We start from the raw sequence: 17,886 nt of genomic DNA, 5'->3' as shown, positions 1-17,886 counted from the left end.
CTATACTTATGTTGTTATAGAAAAAATGTGGTGGGATGCTTTGTGCAATATAATTTTAAAGTAGAGGCTTTTGAAGGGCCTTTAGATCTATTGTTACATTTAATACATCGTTATGAAATTGATATATATAATATTCCTGTAGCAGATATTACAGAGCAATATTTATCTTATGTGCATACGATGAAAGAACTGCAATTAGATGTTGCAAGTGAGTATTTAGTAATGGCCGCAACGTTATTACAAATTAAAAGTAAAATGTTGTTGCCGAAACATGAAGAAGATGTACTTGATAACGGTGATGATTTTATAGATGATCCTCGTCAAGAATTGATGGAGAGGTTAATTGAATATAAGAAATATAAGCAAGTTGCTACTGAGTTAAAAGAAAGAGAACAAGAAAGAGCACAGCTATATACACGTCCACCAATTGACTTTACATCGTTGCAACAAGAAGAAGAGACAAGCTTGCCTCTTGATGTTACGTTATATGATATGCTAGCGGCATTTCAAAAATTAATGCGCCGTAAAAAGGCAAAAAAACCTGTAACAACACGTATTACTCGTCAAGAAATACCAATTGAACAGCGAATGACTGATATTTTAAAGCAATTAAAAATAAAGGGTGGTCGCCAAAGTTTTCATGATTTGTTTGTTGATGATGAACGTGAAATAATGGTTGTGACATTTTTAGCAGTTCTGGAACTTATGAAAAATCAACAAATCATAATTGAGCAAGAACATAATTTTGATGAAATTTTCGTATCAAGCTCTAATAAATCTGCATAGAGCAAGTATATGAAATTGGGATAGAAACACTTTATCTCATGCTATGTTTTAATGTATCGTTTGGAGCAAGAGAAAAAATATTGAACCGAACGCATTGATTGTGATTCGGTTTTTTGATGTGTATTTTTATGGGAAAATAGAAGGAAGGAGCTCGTGAAATGGATAGGAAAGAACAAAAGTCAATTATTGAAGGCCTTTTATTTGTTTCTGGTGATGAAGGGATTTATCCAGAACAAATAGCGAAAGTTCTTGAAATTGAAATGAATGAAGTAATTAATATTTTAGAAGAAATGCAACAAGAATGTGAAGGTGCAAACCGTGGTTTGCAAATTGTACAGTATGCAAAAGTATATCGTTTTGCTACAAAGAAAGAACATGCTTCATATTATCAAAAATTAATAGATACACCAACAGCTGCTTCGCTCTCACAAGCTGCCCTTGAAACGTTAGCGATTGTTGCATATCGTCAACCAATCACAAGGACTGAAATGGAAGAGATTAGAGGAGTTAAAACCGATAAGGCGTTACAAACGTTGGTTTCACATTTACTTATAAAAGAAATGGGAAGAGCAGAAGGACCAGGGCGTCCTATTTTATACGGAACAACAAAAGAATTTTTGGACACATTTGGATTGAAAACATTAGATGATTTACCGCCGCTTTCTGAAGAGAATGAACAAATGAATGAAGCGGATTTATTCTTCGGTTCCTTACAAGAGATATCGAAATAAAAGCTTAGCATTTTGCTAAGCTTTTTTTGTATATCAATTATTTACAGTGCCATACTAAATGAAAAAAGGAGACGAGTTATGAAAGGTATGCGGATTATTTTATTATTAGTTTCTGTTTTATTATGTTTTTCTTTAAATAGCGCATCAGCTAAAAGGTATATGATGTCTATTCATACTACGTCTCCTTTACATATGCATCGGCAACATCTTAGTAAAATGAAAGTGAGCTTTTTAAAAGTGGGGCAAGGTGATGCAACACTTATCATAATGCCAAACGGACAAACAATGTTAATTGATGGAGGACCTTATGAAGCTGGAGAGGTTATTATTCAGAAATTAATTGAGAAAGGGATTAATCATTTAGATGTAATTGTCAGTACCCATCCCGATATGGATCATATAGGGGGGCTAATTCCAATTGTAGAGCAAATGCCGGTATCGCTTATATTAGATAGCGGAAAAACATATAGTTCTCTTACTTATCATACATATCGGAATAATATTAAAAAAAGAGGGATACCTTTCGTTTCGGTAAAGGAAGGGCAATATATACCGCTGGATCCACATGTTTCTATACAAGTATTAAACAATGGGAAATCAAAAGATGAAAATAATGAATCCTCAATTGTTTTAAAGGTGCGATATGGAAAAGCGGATTTTTTATTAATGGGTGACGCGGATGTACGGACAGAACATGAAATATTAAAACAATTTGATGTACATGCAGATGTTTTAAAAGTGGGGCATCACGGCTCGTATACTTCAACCAGTGAAACGTTTATAAAAAAAGTGGAACCGCAGTTTGCTATTCTGTCTTACGGGAGTAGTAATCCGTATGGACATCCTCACCAAAGTGTAGTAAAACGCTTAAAAAGGCACGGTATAATGGTATATAGAACGAATAAACGTACAGTAGAAATAGAAACAGATGGTGAACATGTTATGTTAGAGTCTAGCGGGTTAATGCCATTGTTGAAGTGATTTCTATATTAGGGGTGGATACTGTCCCTTTTTGGAAAAATGAATAATATATATTATAATTATAAAGGACGTAAGAAATTTCCTTTTTTGTTGAATAAAAAGGAAATTTCATTAGAATGTATAGACAACTACTCGTGCATATATTAAGATGGAACTAGGCGAATAAGGTAATAATAACAAGTAGGTATTTCATGGGAAAGGATCGATGAAAATGAAAACGCAAATTGTCATCAATGCCAAAATTTACACAGGTCAAGAAATAGTGGAAAACGGATTTATCCGTTACGCAGAAACCATTAAAGAAATTGGTTTGATGGCTCAATATGTACCACAAGAAAATGAAACTGTTTTTGATGCTACAGGGAAGATTGTAATTCCAGGTATGATCGATGTTCATATTCATGGTGGATACGATATTGATGCGATGGATGCAAATAGCGATGGGTTAGTAACTCTAGGTAAAGAAATGTTAAAAGAAGGGGTTACAACTTACTTTCCAACAACAATGACACAAGCTCCAGAGGCAATTGAAGCAGCGCTAACCGCTGCGAAAGAAGCAAAAGAAAAAGGAGCACATTTCGAATATATTCACTTAGAAGGACCTTATGTTTCAAAGAAACGTGCAGGTGCACAACCACTTGAACATATCGTTCCTGCAAATATTGAGCAATTTAAACAATGGCAAGAAGCAAGTGGGAATTTAATTAAATTAGTAACATATGCGCCAGAAGAAGAGGGAGCATTAGAGTTTGAACAATATCTTGCTGAAACTGGTGTAGTTGGCACAATGGGGCATACAGATGCAATTGATGCGCAACTAAAAAATAGAAAGATTACACATGCGACACATTTATACAATCAAATGCGTGGATTACATCACCGTGAACCAGGAGTTGTTGGTCATGTGTTATTAAATCCAGATGTAATGGTTGAAGTGATTACAGATGGTATTCATATTCACCCTGATATGGTGAAATTAGCATATAAGTTAAAAGGACCGAAAAAAGTAAGTGTTATTACTGACGCAATGCGCGCAAAAGGTCTTGAAGATGGATTATATGAGCTTGGCGGACAGCCGGTACATGTAAAAGATGGTAGTGCTCGATTAGAAGATGGAACGTTAGCTGGTAGTATTCTAAAAATGGATCAAGCTTTCCGAAATGTAATTGAATTTACAGGTTGTTCAATCGAAGATGCAGTACTGATGACATCAGTTAACCAAGCAGAAGAGTTTGGATTAAATAATAAAGGTGCATTAGCGGTAGGAAAAGATGCAGACTTTGTTGTGATGAATGAAGATTTACAAGTATATGATACGGTTCGTTTAGGAATTCATATGAAGGAAGGGAAGTAATTAAATGAATATTCTTGTTGTAAAAACTCCAGAAGAACTAGCAGAAGCAGGTTATAAATTAATTGAAGAAGTTGTAAAAACAAAAGAAAATCCAACATTAGGAATGGCTACAGGAAGCTCTCCATTAGGTATTTATGCAGAAATGCGAAAAAATAAACTTGATACAAGCCGTGTAACCACTGTAAACTTAGATGAGTACGTAAATTTACCACATGAAGATAAAAACAGCTATCACTATTTCATGCAAGAACAGTTGTTTGATCATCTTCCATTTAAACAAACTTATGTACCAAACGGGATGGCAAGTGATTTAGAGGAAGAGTGCAAACGTTACGAGGGCATTCTAGCTGCTAACCCAGTTGACCTACAGATTCTTGGAATCGGTGAAAACGGTCACATCGGATTTAACGAGCCAGGAACACCGTTTAATTCTCCAACGAACATTGTTGAATTAACAGAATCTACACGCCAAGCAAACCTTCGCTTCTTCGAAAAAGAAGAAGATGTGCCAACTCATGCGATTACAATGGGAATTGGAAGCATTATGAAAGCGAAACAAGTTCTACTTGTAGCTATGGGTGCTAAAAAGGCAGAAGCTGTTAAAGAATTATTGCAAGGTGAATATAGTGAAGAGTGTCCGGCTACAGTTTTACAACGTCATCCGAATGTAACCGTAATCGCAGACCAAGAAGCTCTATCTTTATGCAGTGAGGCGATTGCTGATGAACATCGACAAGTATTCACCATTTCCGATCTATTATCAGATTCAAGAGTGGGTGAAACAGCTAATTGAGGACGGCGAATGGAAGCCGGGAGATAAAATCCCATCTGAGAATGAACTTTGTGATAAGTTCGAAGTGAGTCGTATGACAATCAGACAGGCGATTAATAATTTAGTGGAACAAGGCTATTTATATCGGAAGCGTGGAATTGGAACATTTGTCCAACTTCCGAAAGTGGAACAAAAATTGCAAGGGATGACGGGATTCACAGAAGACATGATTTCTCGTGGGATGAACCCAAGTAGTCAATTACTTAGTTTCCGCCTAGTTCCAGCTACTGCTAAAATAGCAGACCGGTTGAGAATACAGGAGGGGGAATCGGTTTATGAAGTGAGGCGTATTCGCTTAGCTGATGATGAACCGATTGCTTTTGAGACGACATATTTGTCGCCAGCTCTTGTAAAAGATATTAACGAAGAGATATTGCAACAATCTTTATATGAACATTTAGAGAAAAAACTGGGCTTTAAACTTGTTAGCGCTACTCAGTCAATTGAAGCTTCTGTTGCAACGGAAAATGAAGCTGAACATCTGCATATTCCTAAAAAGGCGCCTGTACTTGTAATGCGTCAATGGTCATATTCAGAAGGTGAGATACCGCTAGAGTACGTGAAATGTATTTATCGTGGAGATCGTTATAAATTTATTACGAATATTGCACGTAACAAATAGTATATTTCAGTTTGTGAAGTACAGTGGAAATGAAAATGGATAACATGTAAAGAAATAAAAATACGACTCATCCTTATAAGGAATGAGTCGTATTTTTATTATGAGCAATTACGTGGTTAACAGCATCTTTGACGTGATTTACTACATAGTGAGCGTGTTTTTTTACTGCATCATCTGCTTGCGACATAGCAAAACTGTGAGGAGTTAAAGAAAACATAGGAATATCATTGTAAGAATCCCCTATACAAGCAATTTCCTCAGGTTTTATTTGAAACTCATTTAATAAAACAGAAATGGCAGAGCCTTTACTAACATTCGGTGGCATTACATCTAAACATTGTTCTGCTGAGATGAAAGTACTAACTTTCCCATGGAATTTTTCATCAATTTTTTTCTGAAGGAGTTGCAAGCTCTCCTTTGTTCCACCGACAGAAATTTTATTTGGGAAAATTGTATCATCAATCTTCTGTAGTAAGTTTGGTTCTTCAACAGAAGTCATAGTTACTTGTTGTTCAAGTTCTTGAATAAAAGGTGTTTTCTCTTCAATGTAATAATTATGCTCATCACTTACATAACGGAAATAAGGATTTTCATTCGTCATAGCTAACAAATCGGGAAGTATGCTGGAATCAAAAGTTGCAGATAATAGTTGTTTATTTTCATGTGTATATACAAAAACACCATTTACACTAATACGATGAAAATTTGTATTTACAGCTTTCATTAAGTCTGCAATTTCATTATCAAGTCTTCCGGAAGCGAAGCAAAGAATAACATTTTGCTCGGCGAGGCTGCGTAGTGCCGCAACATCTTGTTCATCAATAAGACCTCCGTGTTGCATCATTGTACCATCGATATCACTTACAAACATTTTAATCATGCTGTTATCTCCTTTCTATGTACAGTTGCTCTTACATTATACGCATCATATATAAACATGTCTAAAAAATGAATTTTTATTAAATGGCAGATGTTTTACATTGACGACAAAGAAGAATATTCTGTAACATAAAAGTAGGCTATTTAAGTACGAGGGTGGTGTTATATGAATAATTATCTAGAAATTAAAAAAGTTTTAAATAATAATGTCATCATTGCTAGCCATCCTGAACACGAGGAAGTAGTAGTGATTGGTAAAGGAATTGGATTTGGGAAAAAAGCGAAAGATGTATTGGAGCAAGAACAAATCGAAAAAATGTTTATCTTAAAAAATGAACGTGATCGTGAACAATATAAATTATTAGTGCCGCATGTTAGTGAAAAATTAATTGAATTGATGAACGATATTATGCTGTACATTCAAGAAAAAGCGAAATCTCCACTAAATGAACATATTCATATTGCGTTAACAGATCATATTTCATTTGCAATTAAAAGGTTAAAACAAGGACTTACAATTGATAATCCTTTTTTAGTTGAAACAAAAATGCTCTATCCAGAGGAATATGAAATTGCGGAAGGTGTTGTAGAACTTTTAAATTCTCGTTTGCAAATTACATTGCCAGAAGGAGAAAGTGGTTTTATTGCACTTCACATTTACAGTTCGCTTACAAATTCTGATTTATCTTCAGTTAATCAAAACTCCCGTCTCATTGCACAACTTGTATCTTTAATTGAGACAAACTTAGAAATTACATTAGATCAAGAGAGCATTCATTATTTACGCCTTATTCGTCATCTTCAATATGCTATTGAGAGGGTGAAAAAAGGAGAAAAAGTAGAAGAATCGCAAAGTTTTGCTGATTTATTAAAGGCGGAGTATCCAGTTTGCTATAACGTAGCTTGGAAGCTAGTTAAGGTCATGCAAAAAGAGTTGCAACTACCTGTATATGAAGCTGAAAGTATTTATTTAACGATGCACTTGCAACGCTTAGTAAAGGCAGAGCATGTGTAATAAGTCATATATTTTTGTCTAAAATGAAAACGTTAAAAAAAATGATTGAATCGCTTACAATAGTTATGTATAATAACTATTGCAAAGTTATACAAATTTCGACAAACACATTAAAGTGAGTAACGAAAACGTTTGCCTTAATTATAGTGAACTTATACGTAAACCTATTTTTGACACGTGTTACTGATTCGATCAGGCATGAGTGGAGAAAAGTAAGGAATGTAAGCTAGAGAAAGGGATATACTACCCTTTGTATAGCTATCGTTCTATCTTTTTTTCCTCATGTCTTTTTGGCGTTTGTCGGAAGGTATCAATATAGATAAGAGAGGAAGGGTTTCCATGTTTAAGAAGATCTTTGGTGTTCTTCAAAAAGTCGGAAAAGCGTTAATGCTTCCAGTAGCGATTTTACCGGCGGCAGGTATTTTACTTGGATTTGGTAATGCATTTCAAAATCCACAGTTAACAAATGTTATTCCTGCTTTAAAAGCAGATTGGTTCGTAATGGTTGCAAAAATTATGGAACAATCTGGTGATATTATTTTCGCTAACCTTGCATTATTATTCGCAGTTGGGGTAGCAATTGGTTTAGCTGGTGGAGACGGAGTAGCTGGTTTAGCAGCATTCGTCGGCTACTTAATTATGAACAAAACGATGAGTGTGTTCTTAGAAGTAGATAAGCTAGTGAAAGTAACAAGTTCTGGAGCAGACCCAGTAAAAATTGGATTTGCAGATCCAGCGTATGCAAACGTATTAGGTATTCCAACGCTACAAACAGGGGTATTTGGTGGTATTATCGTCGGTATAGTAGCGGCATATTGCTATAATAAATACTTCAACATTGAATTACCATCATACTTAGGTTTCTTTGCAGGTAAGCGTTTCGTACCGATCGCAACTGCAACATTCTCTTTAATAGTAGGTATTATCATGTGCTTCGTTTGGCCATACATTCAAGGTGGCTTAAACACGTTCTCACATCAAATGATTGATGCAAATAGAACAATCGCAGCATTTATATTCGGTTTAATTGAACGTTCATTAATTCCATTTGGACTACATCACATTTTCTATTCACCGTTCTGGTTCGAATTCGGTCAGTATACAAATGCAGCTGGCGAATTAATCCGTGGTGACCAAAAAATCTTTATGGCACAGTTAAAAGACGGTGTAGAATTAACAGCAGGTACATTTACAACTGGTAAGTATCCGTTCATGATGTTCGGTCTTCCAGCAGCAGCTTTAGCAATGTACCATGAAGCACGTCCAGAAAATAAAAAATTAGCAGCAGGTATTTTAGGTTCTGCAGCATTAACATCTTTCTTAACAGGTATTACAGAGCCACTTGAATTTTCATTCTTATTCGTAGCGCCAGTATTATTCGGAATTCACGCTGTATTTGCTGGTCTATCATTTATGACAATGCAAATTTTAGGTGTTAAAATTGGTATGACATTCTCTGGTGGTTTAATTGACTTCCTATTATTCGGTGTACTACCAGGCCGTACAGCATGGTGGTGGGTAATTATTGTTGGTCTTGTACTAGCAGTTATTTACTACTTCGGATTCCGCTTTGCAATCCGTAAATGGAATCTAAAAACACCTGGTCGTGAAGAGGCAAATGCGAATGACGGTGCAGGAAAAACAGAAGCAGGCGAACTTCCTCGTGAAGTATTAGTAGCACTTGGTGGTAAAGAAAACATTGCTTCTTTAGATGCTTGTATTACTCGTTTACGTGTTCAAGTTAACGAACAAAAGAATGTAAACAAAGACCGCTTAAAAGAACTTGGAGCAGCTGGTGTACTTGAAGTTGGAAATAACATTCAAGCTATTTTCGGACCGAAATCTGACACATTAAAATCACAAATTCATGATATAATGTCAGGTCGTACACCCCATGTTGAAAAAGAAGAACCTGTAAAAGTGGAAGAAACTCCTCAAAAAGTTGATGAAAATGAAACAATTGTATCACCAATTGAAGGGAAAATCTTACCAATTACAGAAGTGCCTGACCAAGTATTCTCAGGAAAAATGATGGGAGACGGATTTGCAATTGAGCCAACTGAAGGAACAGTAGTTTCTCCAGTTAACGGTGAAATTGTCAATGTATTCCCTACAAAACATGCGATTGGTATTCAATCTGAAGGCGGAAAAGAAATTTTAATCCACTTTGGTATTGATACTGTAAAATTAAATGGTGAAGGATTCGAGGCACTTGTAGCACAAGGTGATAAAGTGAAGCAAGGCCAACCATTATTAAAAGTAGATCTTGCATTTGTAAAAGAAAATGCGCCATCTATCATTACACCAATTGTATTTACAAACTTACAACAAGGGCAACAAGTCGAATTGAAAAAAGATGGAAATGTTAAGAAGGGCGAAACCGCTATTATTGACATTCAGTAGGAATTTGACGCAAAATGTTTATAATTATAATAGGCGATGTGGTTGACCGAACATCGCCTATTATATACAATAGATGATGTAGTACTCACGTCTATACAACTAAAAAAAACTGTAATTTAAAGGAGATAAATAATCATGGAAAAAATCTTTAAAGTAACTAGCGACTCAGGAATTCATGCTCGTCCAGCAACTCTACTTGTAAACACTGCAAGCAAATTCGGTTCTGACATTAACTTAGAGTATAACGGAAAGAACGTTAACTTAAAATCAATCATGGGCGTTATGTCTTTAGGCATTCAACAAAACGCAGAAATTAAAATCACTGCAAATGGTGATGATGCAGCTCAAGCACTAGCAGCTATCGAAGAAACTATGAAAAACGAAGGATTAGGAGAATAATGACTCTTAACATTCAAGGGATCGCTGCATCAAGTGGGATTGCTATTGCAAAGGCTTTCAGACTTGAAAATCCTGAATTTAACATCGAAAAGAAATCAATTACAAACGAAGCTGCAGAAATTGCACGCTTAGACGCTGCGCTTGAGAAAGCAAAAACTGAATTAGAAGCTATTAAGGACCACGCATTTGCTGAGCTAGGTGCTGACAAAGCTGCGATCTTTGAAGCACATTTATTAGTGTTAAATGATCCAGAACTAGTAAACCCAGTAAAAGATAAAGTAAATAGCGAAAAAGTAAATGCTGAATTTGCAATGGATGAAGTTGCATCAATGTTTATTTCTATGTTTGAAAACATGGATAACGAATATATGAAAGAACGTGCTGCGGACATTCGTGACGTAACAAAACGCGTTCTTGCACATTTACTAGGAATTAACTTCTCAAATCCTGGTACAATTTCTGAAGAGGTAATCATTATTGCTGAAGATTTAACACCATCTGATACAGCTCAGTTAAACCGTAAGTATGCAAAAGGTTTCACTACTGATATCGGTGGACGTACATCTCACTCTGCAATTATGGCTCGTTCTATGGAAATTCCAGCTGTTGTTGGTACGAAAGTTGTTATGGAGAAAATCCAAAACGGCGATATCGTTATCATTGACGGTTTAGATGGAGAAGTAATTGTAAACCCATCAGAAGAAACTCTTCGTTCGTTTGAAGAAAAGAAAGCGAAATTTGAAGAGCAAAAAACTGAATGGGCAAAATTAAAAGACCAAGCTACTGTAACAAGTGATGGACATCACGTTGAGCTTGTTGCAAATATCGGAACACCAAATGATGTACAAGGTATTATCGATAATGGCGGAGAAGGCGTTGGCTTATACCGTACAGAATTCTTATACATGGGTCGTGACAATCTTCCAACAGAAGAAGAGCAGTTCGAAGCGTATAAAGCAGTTCTTGAAGGTGTAAAAGAAGGTCAACCAGTCGTTGTTCGTACACTTGACATCGGTGGAGATAAAGAGCTTCCATACTTACATTTACCAAAAGAAATGAACCCATTCTTAGGATACCGTGCAATTCGCTTATGTCTTGATGAGCAAGATGTGTTCCGTACACAACTTCGTGCATTACTTCGTGCTAGCGTATACGGTAACTTAAAAATTATGTTCCCAATGATTGCAACTCTTGATGAGTTCCGTCAAGCAAAAGCAATTTTATTAGAAGAGAAAGCGAAACTTGTAGAAGCGGGTACAACTGTTTCTGATTCTATTGAAGTTGGTATGATGGTTGAAATCCCAGCTTCAGCTGTATTAGCAGATCAATTCGCGAAAGAAGTTGACTTCTTCTCTATCGGAACAAATGATTTAATCCAATACACAATGGCTGCAGACCGTATGAACGAACAAGTATCATACTTATACCAACCATATAACCCATCTATTTTACGTCTTGTAAAAATGGTTATCGATGCTGCTCATAAAGAAGGCAAATGGGCTGGTATGTGCGGTGAGATGGCAGGAGATTCACTTGCTATCCCATTACTATTAGGATTAGGTTTAGATGAGTTCAGTATGAGTGCAACATCTATTCTTCCTGCAAGAACACAACTAAGCAAGTTGTCAAAAGCAGAAATGGAAACATTGGCAGAAAAAGCATTAACAATGTCAACTGCTGAAGAAGTTGTTGAACTAGTTAAAAGCATATAAACAATAAAAAAACCTGAGCCGATTTGAAATCGGTCTCAGGTTTTTTCTATGAGAAAAGTAAATCTTATTTTCTTACTATAGAGGATAAGGAACAGAATTAGATAGCGATTGCAACGATATCAGTTGGGCATACACGTAAAATACCAGTAAAAGTATTTCGGTTTTGATTGTTCTTATCGTCTTTATTGTTATCTTTGTTGTCTTTGTTATTACGAGCTAAAGCAGAGAAAAGAGCAACACCGTTAGCGAAACCTTCAAAAATTACATTGTTGAAAGTGCCATTACCTCTAATGCTTAAAAGAGAAAGCTCTGTTCCAACTGAAATGCTAGCAAGTACGTTACATACAGCTGGTTGTTGTGGTCTAACTACTTCTCTCTCTTTCTCTTTCTCATGATGTCTGCACTCTCTTTCATGATGATGACAGTCTCTAAAGTTATCACAGCATCCAAATGATCCAAACATAATCCTCATCACCCCCTTCACACTTATAATCTATGTAAGTTCGGTAGTTAGTGACTGGACAGAGAGTGGAATTTTTTCTAGGGGATTTTCTCATTTTAAATGACTAGCTGGGTGTTTAGTATGGAATGATGTTTAAAATAGGGGAAATATAACAAAAAAATGTAAAAACCACCGAAATAAATGAAATGGGTAGCCTTTACACTTTTTTACTTTTATATAAAACGATGATATATACAGGAAGAGCTAGGAGTAGTGGTACAATGGATCGTGCAGTATGTTTTTCTGATTCTAATTGGAACGCTTCTTCTTTTGGGAATTGTAAAATGGAGATGTTTGCGGCATCACCAATAAAATATAGAAGCAGTACAGTTACTATGTAACATAAAAGTGCGATAAAGCTTCCGTATGAACTCAATGAAAATCCCTCTCTTGTTATCTATTTGTTATCATTGTATCATAATTGTAACAAAAACACACGGGTATATTTCAATACCTAAACAAAATTCGACACAAAACGTCAAGTTTATTTATGACAAGGGAATAGAATATACTTTTCCATAAGTATAAATGTCGAATGATTTGTAGTAATATTACAAAAGTATGACAAGGAATAAAAAAACGAAGGCAATGTAGTTACCTTCGTTTTTTATTATTTTGCCCACTCACTCACTTGCTCTACGCTCATACGAGGTGCAGGGTGTCCTTTTAAAGTTGATTCACCAATTGTAATAAGCATAATTGGAACGTAACGAGATGAAACGTTAAATTCGTCTGTCAGTGCTTGTGGATTGAAGCCACCAATAGCACAAGTATCCCAACCAGTTGCTTTAGCTGCAAGCATAAGTTGCATTGCTGCTAAAGATGCATTTGAAAAGGCAGCATCTCTTGGGAATTGTTCACGAGCATATGCAGATTCAATATTTTTAGCTAAGCGTTCTTTTGCTTCTTCTTTCATAAATCCTTGTTCTACAATTGGACCATATACTGGCTCAACATTTTTATAAGCTTCTAAATCACCTAAAATAGCGACTACTGCAGAAGCATCAAGAATTTGTTGTTGGTTATAAGCTATTGGGTGTAATCGTTTTTGTACATCTTCACCTTGAAAAACAAGGAATTTCCAGTGTTGCAAGTTCCAAGCGGAAGGTGCTTGTGCTGCGGCTTTTAAAATCTCATGTAATTCTGTAGATGAGATTTCTTTATTTGGGTTGAATGCACGTGTAGATGTGCGTTCATATAGAACGTTAAAAAAGTTGTCGTTTGTCATTGTATATCCTCCAAATTGTATATCGAATTATTTTCAAAAAAATAATATACACTACTTACATTTTGTAAGTTATCGAATTTAAGAATATAATATCTTTATTTTAATTGTCAAGTTTTAAAAATAAGCTAGGGCATTCATACAAACGATACAATTCCTACAATCATACACTAAAAAAGGAATTTATAGAGTGAAAAGCGAAGATAACATTCTCAATTAGCTTGTTAATATGTATCTCTCACAAATTAAAGTTTATTGGAGAACAGTCTTTTAAAAAAGTTTGTGAGGAATTCAGTAGAACAAGATATATGAAGTGAGTGAAGACTAGTGATGAACATACTACATTTTTTATTAGAGAATACGGTTTTCCAAAATGTGTTACAAGATCTGCAGTTAAATGTCCTTTATATAGAAAATGGATGTAAGCATCAACAAACGGTAGGAAATATCCATCCAAAATGTATGTTTATAGCAAATAGTTTTGAAGAGGGCGAACTATTATTTCAAAGAACGAAACCACACATTATCATTACGTATGTAACAGATTATTCTCAAATAAAATATATAAAGAATATGTATACTCCGCACAGTACATTCATTGTAATTTGGGATCAACAAATAACAAAAGAATTCACAGATGTACTTGCATTAGGAATACGTAATATTGTAATAGCTCCTGTAACTCCGCAAGCAGTGTTAGAGGAAGTGAATAAGAGTTTGTATCAACTTTCTTTAGTAAGGCAAGTCGGTTTGCAGCAGGAATTGCTTCAAACGATGTTTGATTTTCAAAATGATCTATTATTTATAGTAGAAGATGATGAGATTGTTGATTGTAATACAAATTTTTTAGCTTTTTTTGGATATGAAAATCTGTTTGCCTATCGTGAGCAACATTTAGTATTTGCTGAACATTTTATTAGAGAAAGTGGATACTATTCGACGACGCATGATATAACATGGTTAGACGATACTTTATCAAGTGGTAGAAGAATTAAGATGCTAAATTATGAAGGGATAGTATCCACTTTTTTATTACGTGCGACACCATTGCCAGAAGATTTATCAAGATTTATTGTAAAGTGCACGGAAATTACAGAATTAGATGAAATCTATCAAGAGCAAGAAAGACTTGCTATGGTAGATTCATTGACAGAGATTTATAATCGTTTAAAGTTTCAACAAATACTAGAGGTAGAGTGGGAAAAGGTAATACGTAGTGATGAGAAAATAGCTATCATTTTATTTGATATAGATAATTTTAAAACGGTTAATGACACATATGGTCATGATTTTGGTGATTTGGCATTAATACAACTTGCAGAGCTTATGAAATCTAAAGTGGAGCAACAACATGTATTTGCAAGATGGGGAGGAGAAGAATTCATTATATTAGTGACAAATACAGTAGAAAAGGAAGCATTTCAGGTTGCGGAGTCATTACGATTCTTCATTGAAACAAAGCAATTCACTGGAATTTCGAAGCTAACAGCTAGCTTTGGAGTTGCGTTATATGAACAAGGAACTACAAGAGAAGAATTAATGCAACGAGCGGACATTGCATTATATGAAGCGAAAAAAAATGGGAAGAATCAAGTATGTGTGTATAGAAAAGAAAAAATGTAATTTTTCGCAACAAATTGTTGCGATTTTTTTTTATTGTTTGATAATAGAATAGGGGGACAATTTTTAGCGAAGGAATTATGGAGGATCAATATGATAAAAAAAGTAATGGTGATGGCTTCACTGTCTGCTATAGTTGGCGGCGGAGTATACTATTTTCTTGTTAGCCCCAATATAAAGGAAAACACTGTATTAACAACTAAAGTGAATCCTACTATTGAATCAGAAGTACAAGGGAATATAGAAGAAAAAGAAGAGCAACAAATTGATTATGCTAGCATATCTCAAAAATTAGATCAATATTTAGTCGGAAAGCAATTTAATGGAACAGTTTTGGTAACGGATAAAGAGCGTGTTATATTGAATAAAGGATATGGGTATGCTGATGTTCAAAATAAAATAGAAAATACGCCTCAAACAAAATATCGTATTGGTTCTATTACGAAAACAGTTGTTGCCACATCTATTTTACAGTTGCAAGAACAAGGTAAATTGAATATTCAAGATAATGTAAATAAATATATTCCTTCATTTCCGGAGAATAAAAATATTACGCTATATCATTTATTAACCCATACCTCTGGTTTACCTGAACATGCGAAAGGAAATGTGAATGCTGCTTCCCGTTTACAGTTAATTAATTGGATTGGACGTCAAAATTTAGAATTTCCTGCAGGAACAGGTTGGAGATATACAGATTATAATTATATGGTTCTTGCTTATATAATAGAACATATCTCGAAAAAACCTTTAGGAGATTACATAAAAGAAAACATATTTGTAAAAGCAGATATGCATGAATCCGGTATGGGAAATATGGTACCTGGAGATAAAAATTTTACAAAGGGTTATGTGAAAAAAAATCAAGAGCTTGTACCAGCGCAGAAGTTAGGCATGGATTGGCTATATGGTTGTGGTGAGATGTATACGACAGTTGGTGATATGAAGAAGTTAGACGAAGCAATTATAAATGGAAAACTTCTTTCTGAACAAAGTATACAAGCAATGTTTTCGCCTTCAGCAGAACGGAAATATGCATTTAGTTTTTATATATATCCAGATTATTTTCATAATCATGGTGTATTATCTGGTTGGAACACTTTCAATAATTTTAATAAAGAAAAAGGAATTTTTGTTATGTTATTTTCAAATGTGAAAAATAGTATGGATGATGACTTTAATAAAGAGTTCCGAAAGATGGTAAATGATTTATTAGAACAAAGGGGATGAGAAAATGGAACATAAAACTTTATCAATAGGTTTCATTGGTATTGGCGTAATGGGAAAAAGTATGGTTTATCACTTAATGCAAGATGGTCATAAAGTATATGTATATAATAGAACGAAAGCAAAAACAGATTCTTTAGTGCAAGATGGTGCACAATGGTGTGATACGCCAAAAGAGTTAGTGAAGCAAGTTGATATTGTAATGACAATGGTTGGATATCCACATGATGTAGAAGAAGTGTATTTTGGTATAGAAGGAATTATAGAACATGCAAAAGAAGGTACGATAGCAATTGACTTTACGACATCTACACCTACTTTAGCAAAACGTATTAATGAAGTTGCAAAAAGCAAAAATATATATACGTTAGATGCACCTGTCTCAGGAGGAGATGTTGGTGCGAAAGAAGCAAAACTCGCAATTATGGTAGGTGGAGAGAAAGAAATATATGATAGATGCTTACCTTTACTTGAAAAGTTAGGAACAAACATTCAATTACAAGGACCAGCTGGGAGTGGACAACATACAAAAATGTGCAATCAAATTGCGATTGCTTCCAATATGATTGGAGTATGTGAGGCTGTTGCTTACGCGAAGAAGGCTGGATTGAATCCAGATAAAGTGTTAGAGAGTATTTCAACAGGGGCAGCAGGTAGTTGGTCATTAAGTAATTTAGCTCCTCGAATGTTAAAAGGAGACTTTGAGCCAGGATTTTATGTAAAGCATTTTATGAAAGATATGAAAATTGCTTTAGAGGAAGCAGAAAAATTACAATTACCAGTCCCAGGCTTAAGTTTGGCGAAAGAATTGTATGAAGAGTTAATTAAGGATGGCGAAGAAAATAGTGGAACACAAGTATTATATAAAAAATATATAAGGGGGTAAACGAGGTGGACCTTCAAAAGTTTGATGAGATGATTGATACTGTACAGCGAGCTACTTGTATGCAAATTAATGAAAAACAAAAAGAAGCTTTTAAACAAAAATATGATTTTGAACCAGACTTTGAATATGGAAGAGATGAGAAGGGGCATTATGTAATTCGAACCTCTAAAAAGATGTTAGAAGAAATGGAGTTTTATTTGGCATTGAAATATGATCGTGATGGAGTGGATCTTTATATGCAAGCTGAGATTGACGGTATATTTCATGTATCTGTTAGCTATGGTGAAGATGCCCTACATCTACAAGAATTGTTTCAATTTCTAGAAGAAAATAAATAAAAGCCCTCATTTGAGGACTTTTATTTATTTAGTCATTATAAGTTAGAAGCGCGGCGACATCGTTCAACCGGGAATGGGATAATTTGTGCGATGTGATTAGGACCAAATTGTTTTGTACGAGCATGGCGTATTATATAAAAAGCACACAGAATTGAAACAGGAATAGCACCGAATAAACCAAATAATAAAGCGCTTACACAAGATGCGACAAATCCTAACACGCCAATTTCTAACTCTTCCATAATAGCTCCTAAAATAACAGGAAATGCTCCACATGTAACTCCAAGTATAAGTGCGATAAGTAAGCTCATGATTATCCCCCTCTGTTTGCAATATTATTTTCCTTCTTAGTTAATTGTAGTATATCACATACA

19 protein-coding genes are annotated in these 17,886 nt (G+C 34.9%); 14 read left to right on the top strand and 5 right to left on the bottom strand.

The genetic code is table 11. The annotated features are described in order from the left end of the window. Nucleotides 1-42: 42 nt before the first annotated feature. The 6 genes from scpA (at nt 43) to ACTJJY_RS03865 (ending at nt 5,306) form a co-directional block, all read left to right on the top strand. On the top strand, nt 43-786 hold the full coding sequence (gene scpA, locus ACTJJY_RS03890; RefSeq protein WP_001199751.1) for a segregation/condensation protein A: 744 nt from the start codon (nt 43-45) through the stop codon (nt 784-786). A 158-nt stretch (nt 787-944) separates the two neighbouring features. Further along, complete coding sequence (scpB, locus tag ACTJJY_RS03885) at nt 945-1,517, top strand: segregation/condensation protein ScpB (protein WP_000375171.1); 573 nt, start codon at nt 945-947, stop codon at nt 1,515-1,517. 78 nt (nt 1,518-1,595) lie between these two features. Then, on the top strand, nt 1,596-2,498 hold the full coding sequence (locus ACTJJY_RS03880) for a ComEC/Rec2 family competence protein (RefSeq protein ID WP_440605044.1): 903 nt from the start codon (nt 1,596-1,598) through the stop codon (nt 2,496-2,498). Between the two features lie 211 nt (nt 2,499-2,709). After that, entirely contained in the window at nt 2,710-3,852 is a 1,143-nt protein-coding gene (gene nagA / locus ACTJJY_RS03875; protein WP_063549368.1) for an N-acetylglucosamine-6-phosphate deacetylase, read from the top strand. A gap of 4 nt (nt 3,853-3,856) precedes the next feature. Further along, nucleotides 3,857-4,645, top strand: a complete 789-nt coding sequence (gene nagB, locus ACTJJY_RS03870) for a glucosamine-6-phosphate deaminase (RefSeq protein ID WP_016077280.1) — start codon at nt 3,857-3,859, stop codon at nt 4,643-4,645. Then, nucleotides 4,575-5,306 carry a GntR family transcriptional regulator gene (locus ACTJJY_RS03865; protein WP_014894892.1) on the top strand — a complete coding sequence of 244 codons (732 nt, stop codon included), beginning with the start codon at nt 4,575-4,577 and terminating at the stop codon, nt 5,304-5,306. Before nagB ends, ACTJJY_RS03865 begins: the two co-directional genes overlap by 71 nt. 73 nt (nt 5,307-5,379) lie before the next feature. Here ACTJJY_RS03865 and ACTJJY_RS03860 read toward each other — a convergent pair whose 3' ends face one another. After that, a complete protein-coding gene (locus ACTJJY_RS03860) occupies nt 5,380-6,186 on the bottom strand; it encodes a Cof-type HAD-IIB family hydrolase (RefSeq protein WP_000594250.1) in 807 nt (268 codons plus the stop codon). Nucleotides 6,187-6,351: 165 nt separating this feature from the next. Here ACTJJY_RS03860 and glcT point away from each other — a divergent pair, with 165 nt between their 5' ends. From glcT to ptsP, 4 genes are all read left to right on the top strand, one after another. Next, complete coding sequence (gene glcT, locus ACTJJY_RS03855) at nt 6,352-7,200, top strand: glucose PTS transporter transcription antiterminator GlcT (protein WP_440605043.1); 849 nt, start codon at nt 6,352-6,354, stop codon at nt 7,198-7,200. 339 nt (nt 7,201-7,539) lie between these two features. Next, entirely contained in the window at nt 7,540-9,603 is a 2,064-nt protein-coding gene (gene ptsG / locus ACTJJY_RS03850) for a PTS glucose transporter subunit IIABC (protein WP_061659903.1), read from the top strand. A gap of 135 nt (nt 9,604-9,738) precedes the next feature. Then, nucleotides 9,739-10,002, top strand: coding sequence for a phosphocarrier protein HPr (gene ptsH / locus ACTJJY_RS03845; RefSeq protein ID WP_000411080.1), 264 nt, complete (start codon nt 9,739-9,741; stop codon nt 10,000-10,002). Then, nucleotides 10,002-11,714, top strand: coding sequence for a phosphoenolpyruvate--protein phosphotransferase (ptsP, locus tag ACTJJY_RS03840; RefSeq protein WP_000174217.1), 1,713 nt, complete (start codon nt 10,002-10,004; stop codon nt 11,712-11,714). Before ptsH ends, ptsP begins: the two co-directional genes overlap by 1 nt. 97 nt (nt 11,715-11,811) lie before the next feature. Here ptsP and ACTJJY_RS03835 read toward each other — a convergent pair whose 3' ends face one another. From ACTJJY_RS03835 to ACTJJY_RS03825, 3 genes are all read right to left on the bottom strand, one after another. Then, nucleotides 11,812-12,177, bottom strand: a complete 366-nt coding sequence (locus ACTJJY_RS03835; RefSeq protein WP_023522951.1) for a DUF3915 domain-containing protein — start codon at nt 12,175-12,177, stop codon at nt 11,812-11,814. A 196-nt stretch (nt 12,178-12,373) separates the two neighbouring features. Next, complete coding sequence (locus tag ACTJJY_RS03830) at nt 12,374-12,592, bottom strand: hypothetical protein (RefSeq protein WP_000100485.1); 219 nt, start codon at nt 12,590-12,592, stop codon at nt 12,374-12,376. A 234-nt stretch (nt 12,593-12,826) separates the two neighbouring features. Beyond that, nucleotides 12,827-13,444: a nitroreductase family protein gene (locus ACTJJY_RS03825; RefSeq protein ID WP_000180387.1), complete on the bottom strand. Its 618-nt coding sequence runs from the start codon at nt 13,442-13,444 to the stop codon at nt 12,827-12,829. Between the two features lie 327 nt (nt 13,445-13,771). Here ACTJJY_RS03825 and ACTJJY_RS03820 point away from each other — a divergent pair, with 327 nt between their 5' ends. The 4 genes from ACTJJY_RS03820 to ACTJJY_RS03805 all read left to right on the top strand — a co-directional run bounded on the left by ACTJJY_RS03820 (nt 13,772) and on the right by ACTJJY_RS03805 (nt 17,512). Next, nucleotides 13,772-15,064 carry a GGDEF domain-containing protein gene (locus tag ACTJJY_RS03820; RefSeq protein WP_440605042.1) on the top strand — a complete coding sequence of 431 codons (1,293 nt, stop codon included), beginning with the start codon at nt 13,772-13,774 and terminating at the stop codon, nt 15,062-15,064. Nucleotides 15,065-15,154: 90 nt separating this feature from the next. Further along, a complete protein-coding gene (locus ACTJJY_RS03815) occupies nt 15,155-16,291 on the top strand; it encodes a serine hydrolase (RefSeq protein ID WP_000592902.1) in 1,137 nt (378 codons plus the stop codon). A gap of 4 nt (nt 16,292-16,295) precedes the next feature. Next, the gene (locus ACTJJY_RS03810) at nt 16,296-17,174 is read left to right on the top strand and encodes an NAD(P)-dependent oxidoreductase (protein WP_000400437.1); all 879 of its coding nucleotides are present in this window, start codon (nt 16,296-16,298) and stop codon (nt 17,172-17,174) included. A 5-nt stretch (nt 17,175-17,179) separates the two neighbouring features. Then, on the top strand, nt 17,180-17,512 hold the full coding sequence (locus tag ACTJJY_RS03805; RefSeq protein ID WP_000365617.1) for a DUF3909 family protein: 333 nt from the start codon (nt 17,180-17,182) through the stop codon (nt 17,510-17,512). Between the two features lie 35 nt (nt 17,513-17,547). Here the strand turns inward: ACTJJY_RS03805 and ACTJJY_RS03800 are convergent, their stop codons facing one another. After that, complete coding sequence (locus ACTJJY_RS03800) at nt 17,548-17,823, bottom strand: hypothetical protein (protein WP_000054659.1); 276 nt, start codon at nt 17,821-17,823, stop codon at nt 17,548-17,550. Nucleotides 17,824-17,886: the final 63 nt, after the last annotated feature.

Origin of the sequence: Bacillus sp. 22475 (assembly GCF_052044835.1) — a bacterium.
Taxonomy (GTDB): Bacteria; Bacillota; Bacilli; order Bacillales; family Bacillaceae_G; genus Bacillus_A; species Bacillus_A cereus.
This window is presented reverse-complemented; position numbering and strand designations above follow the sequence as displayed.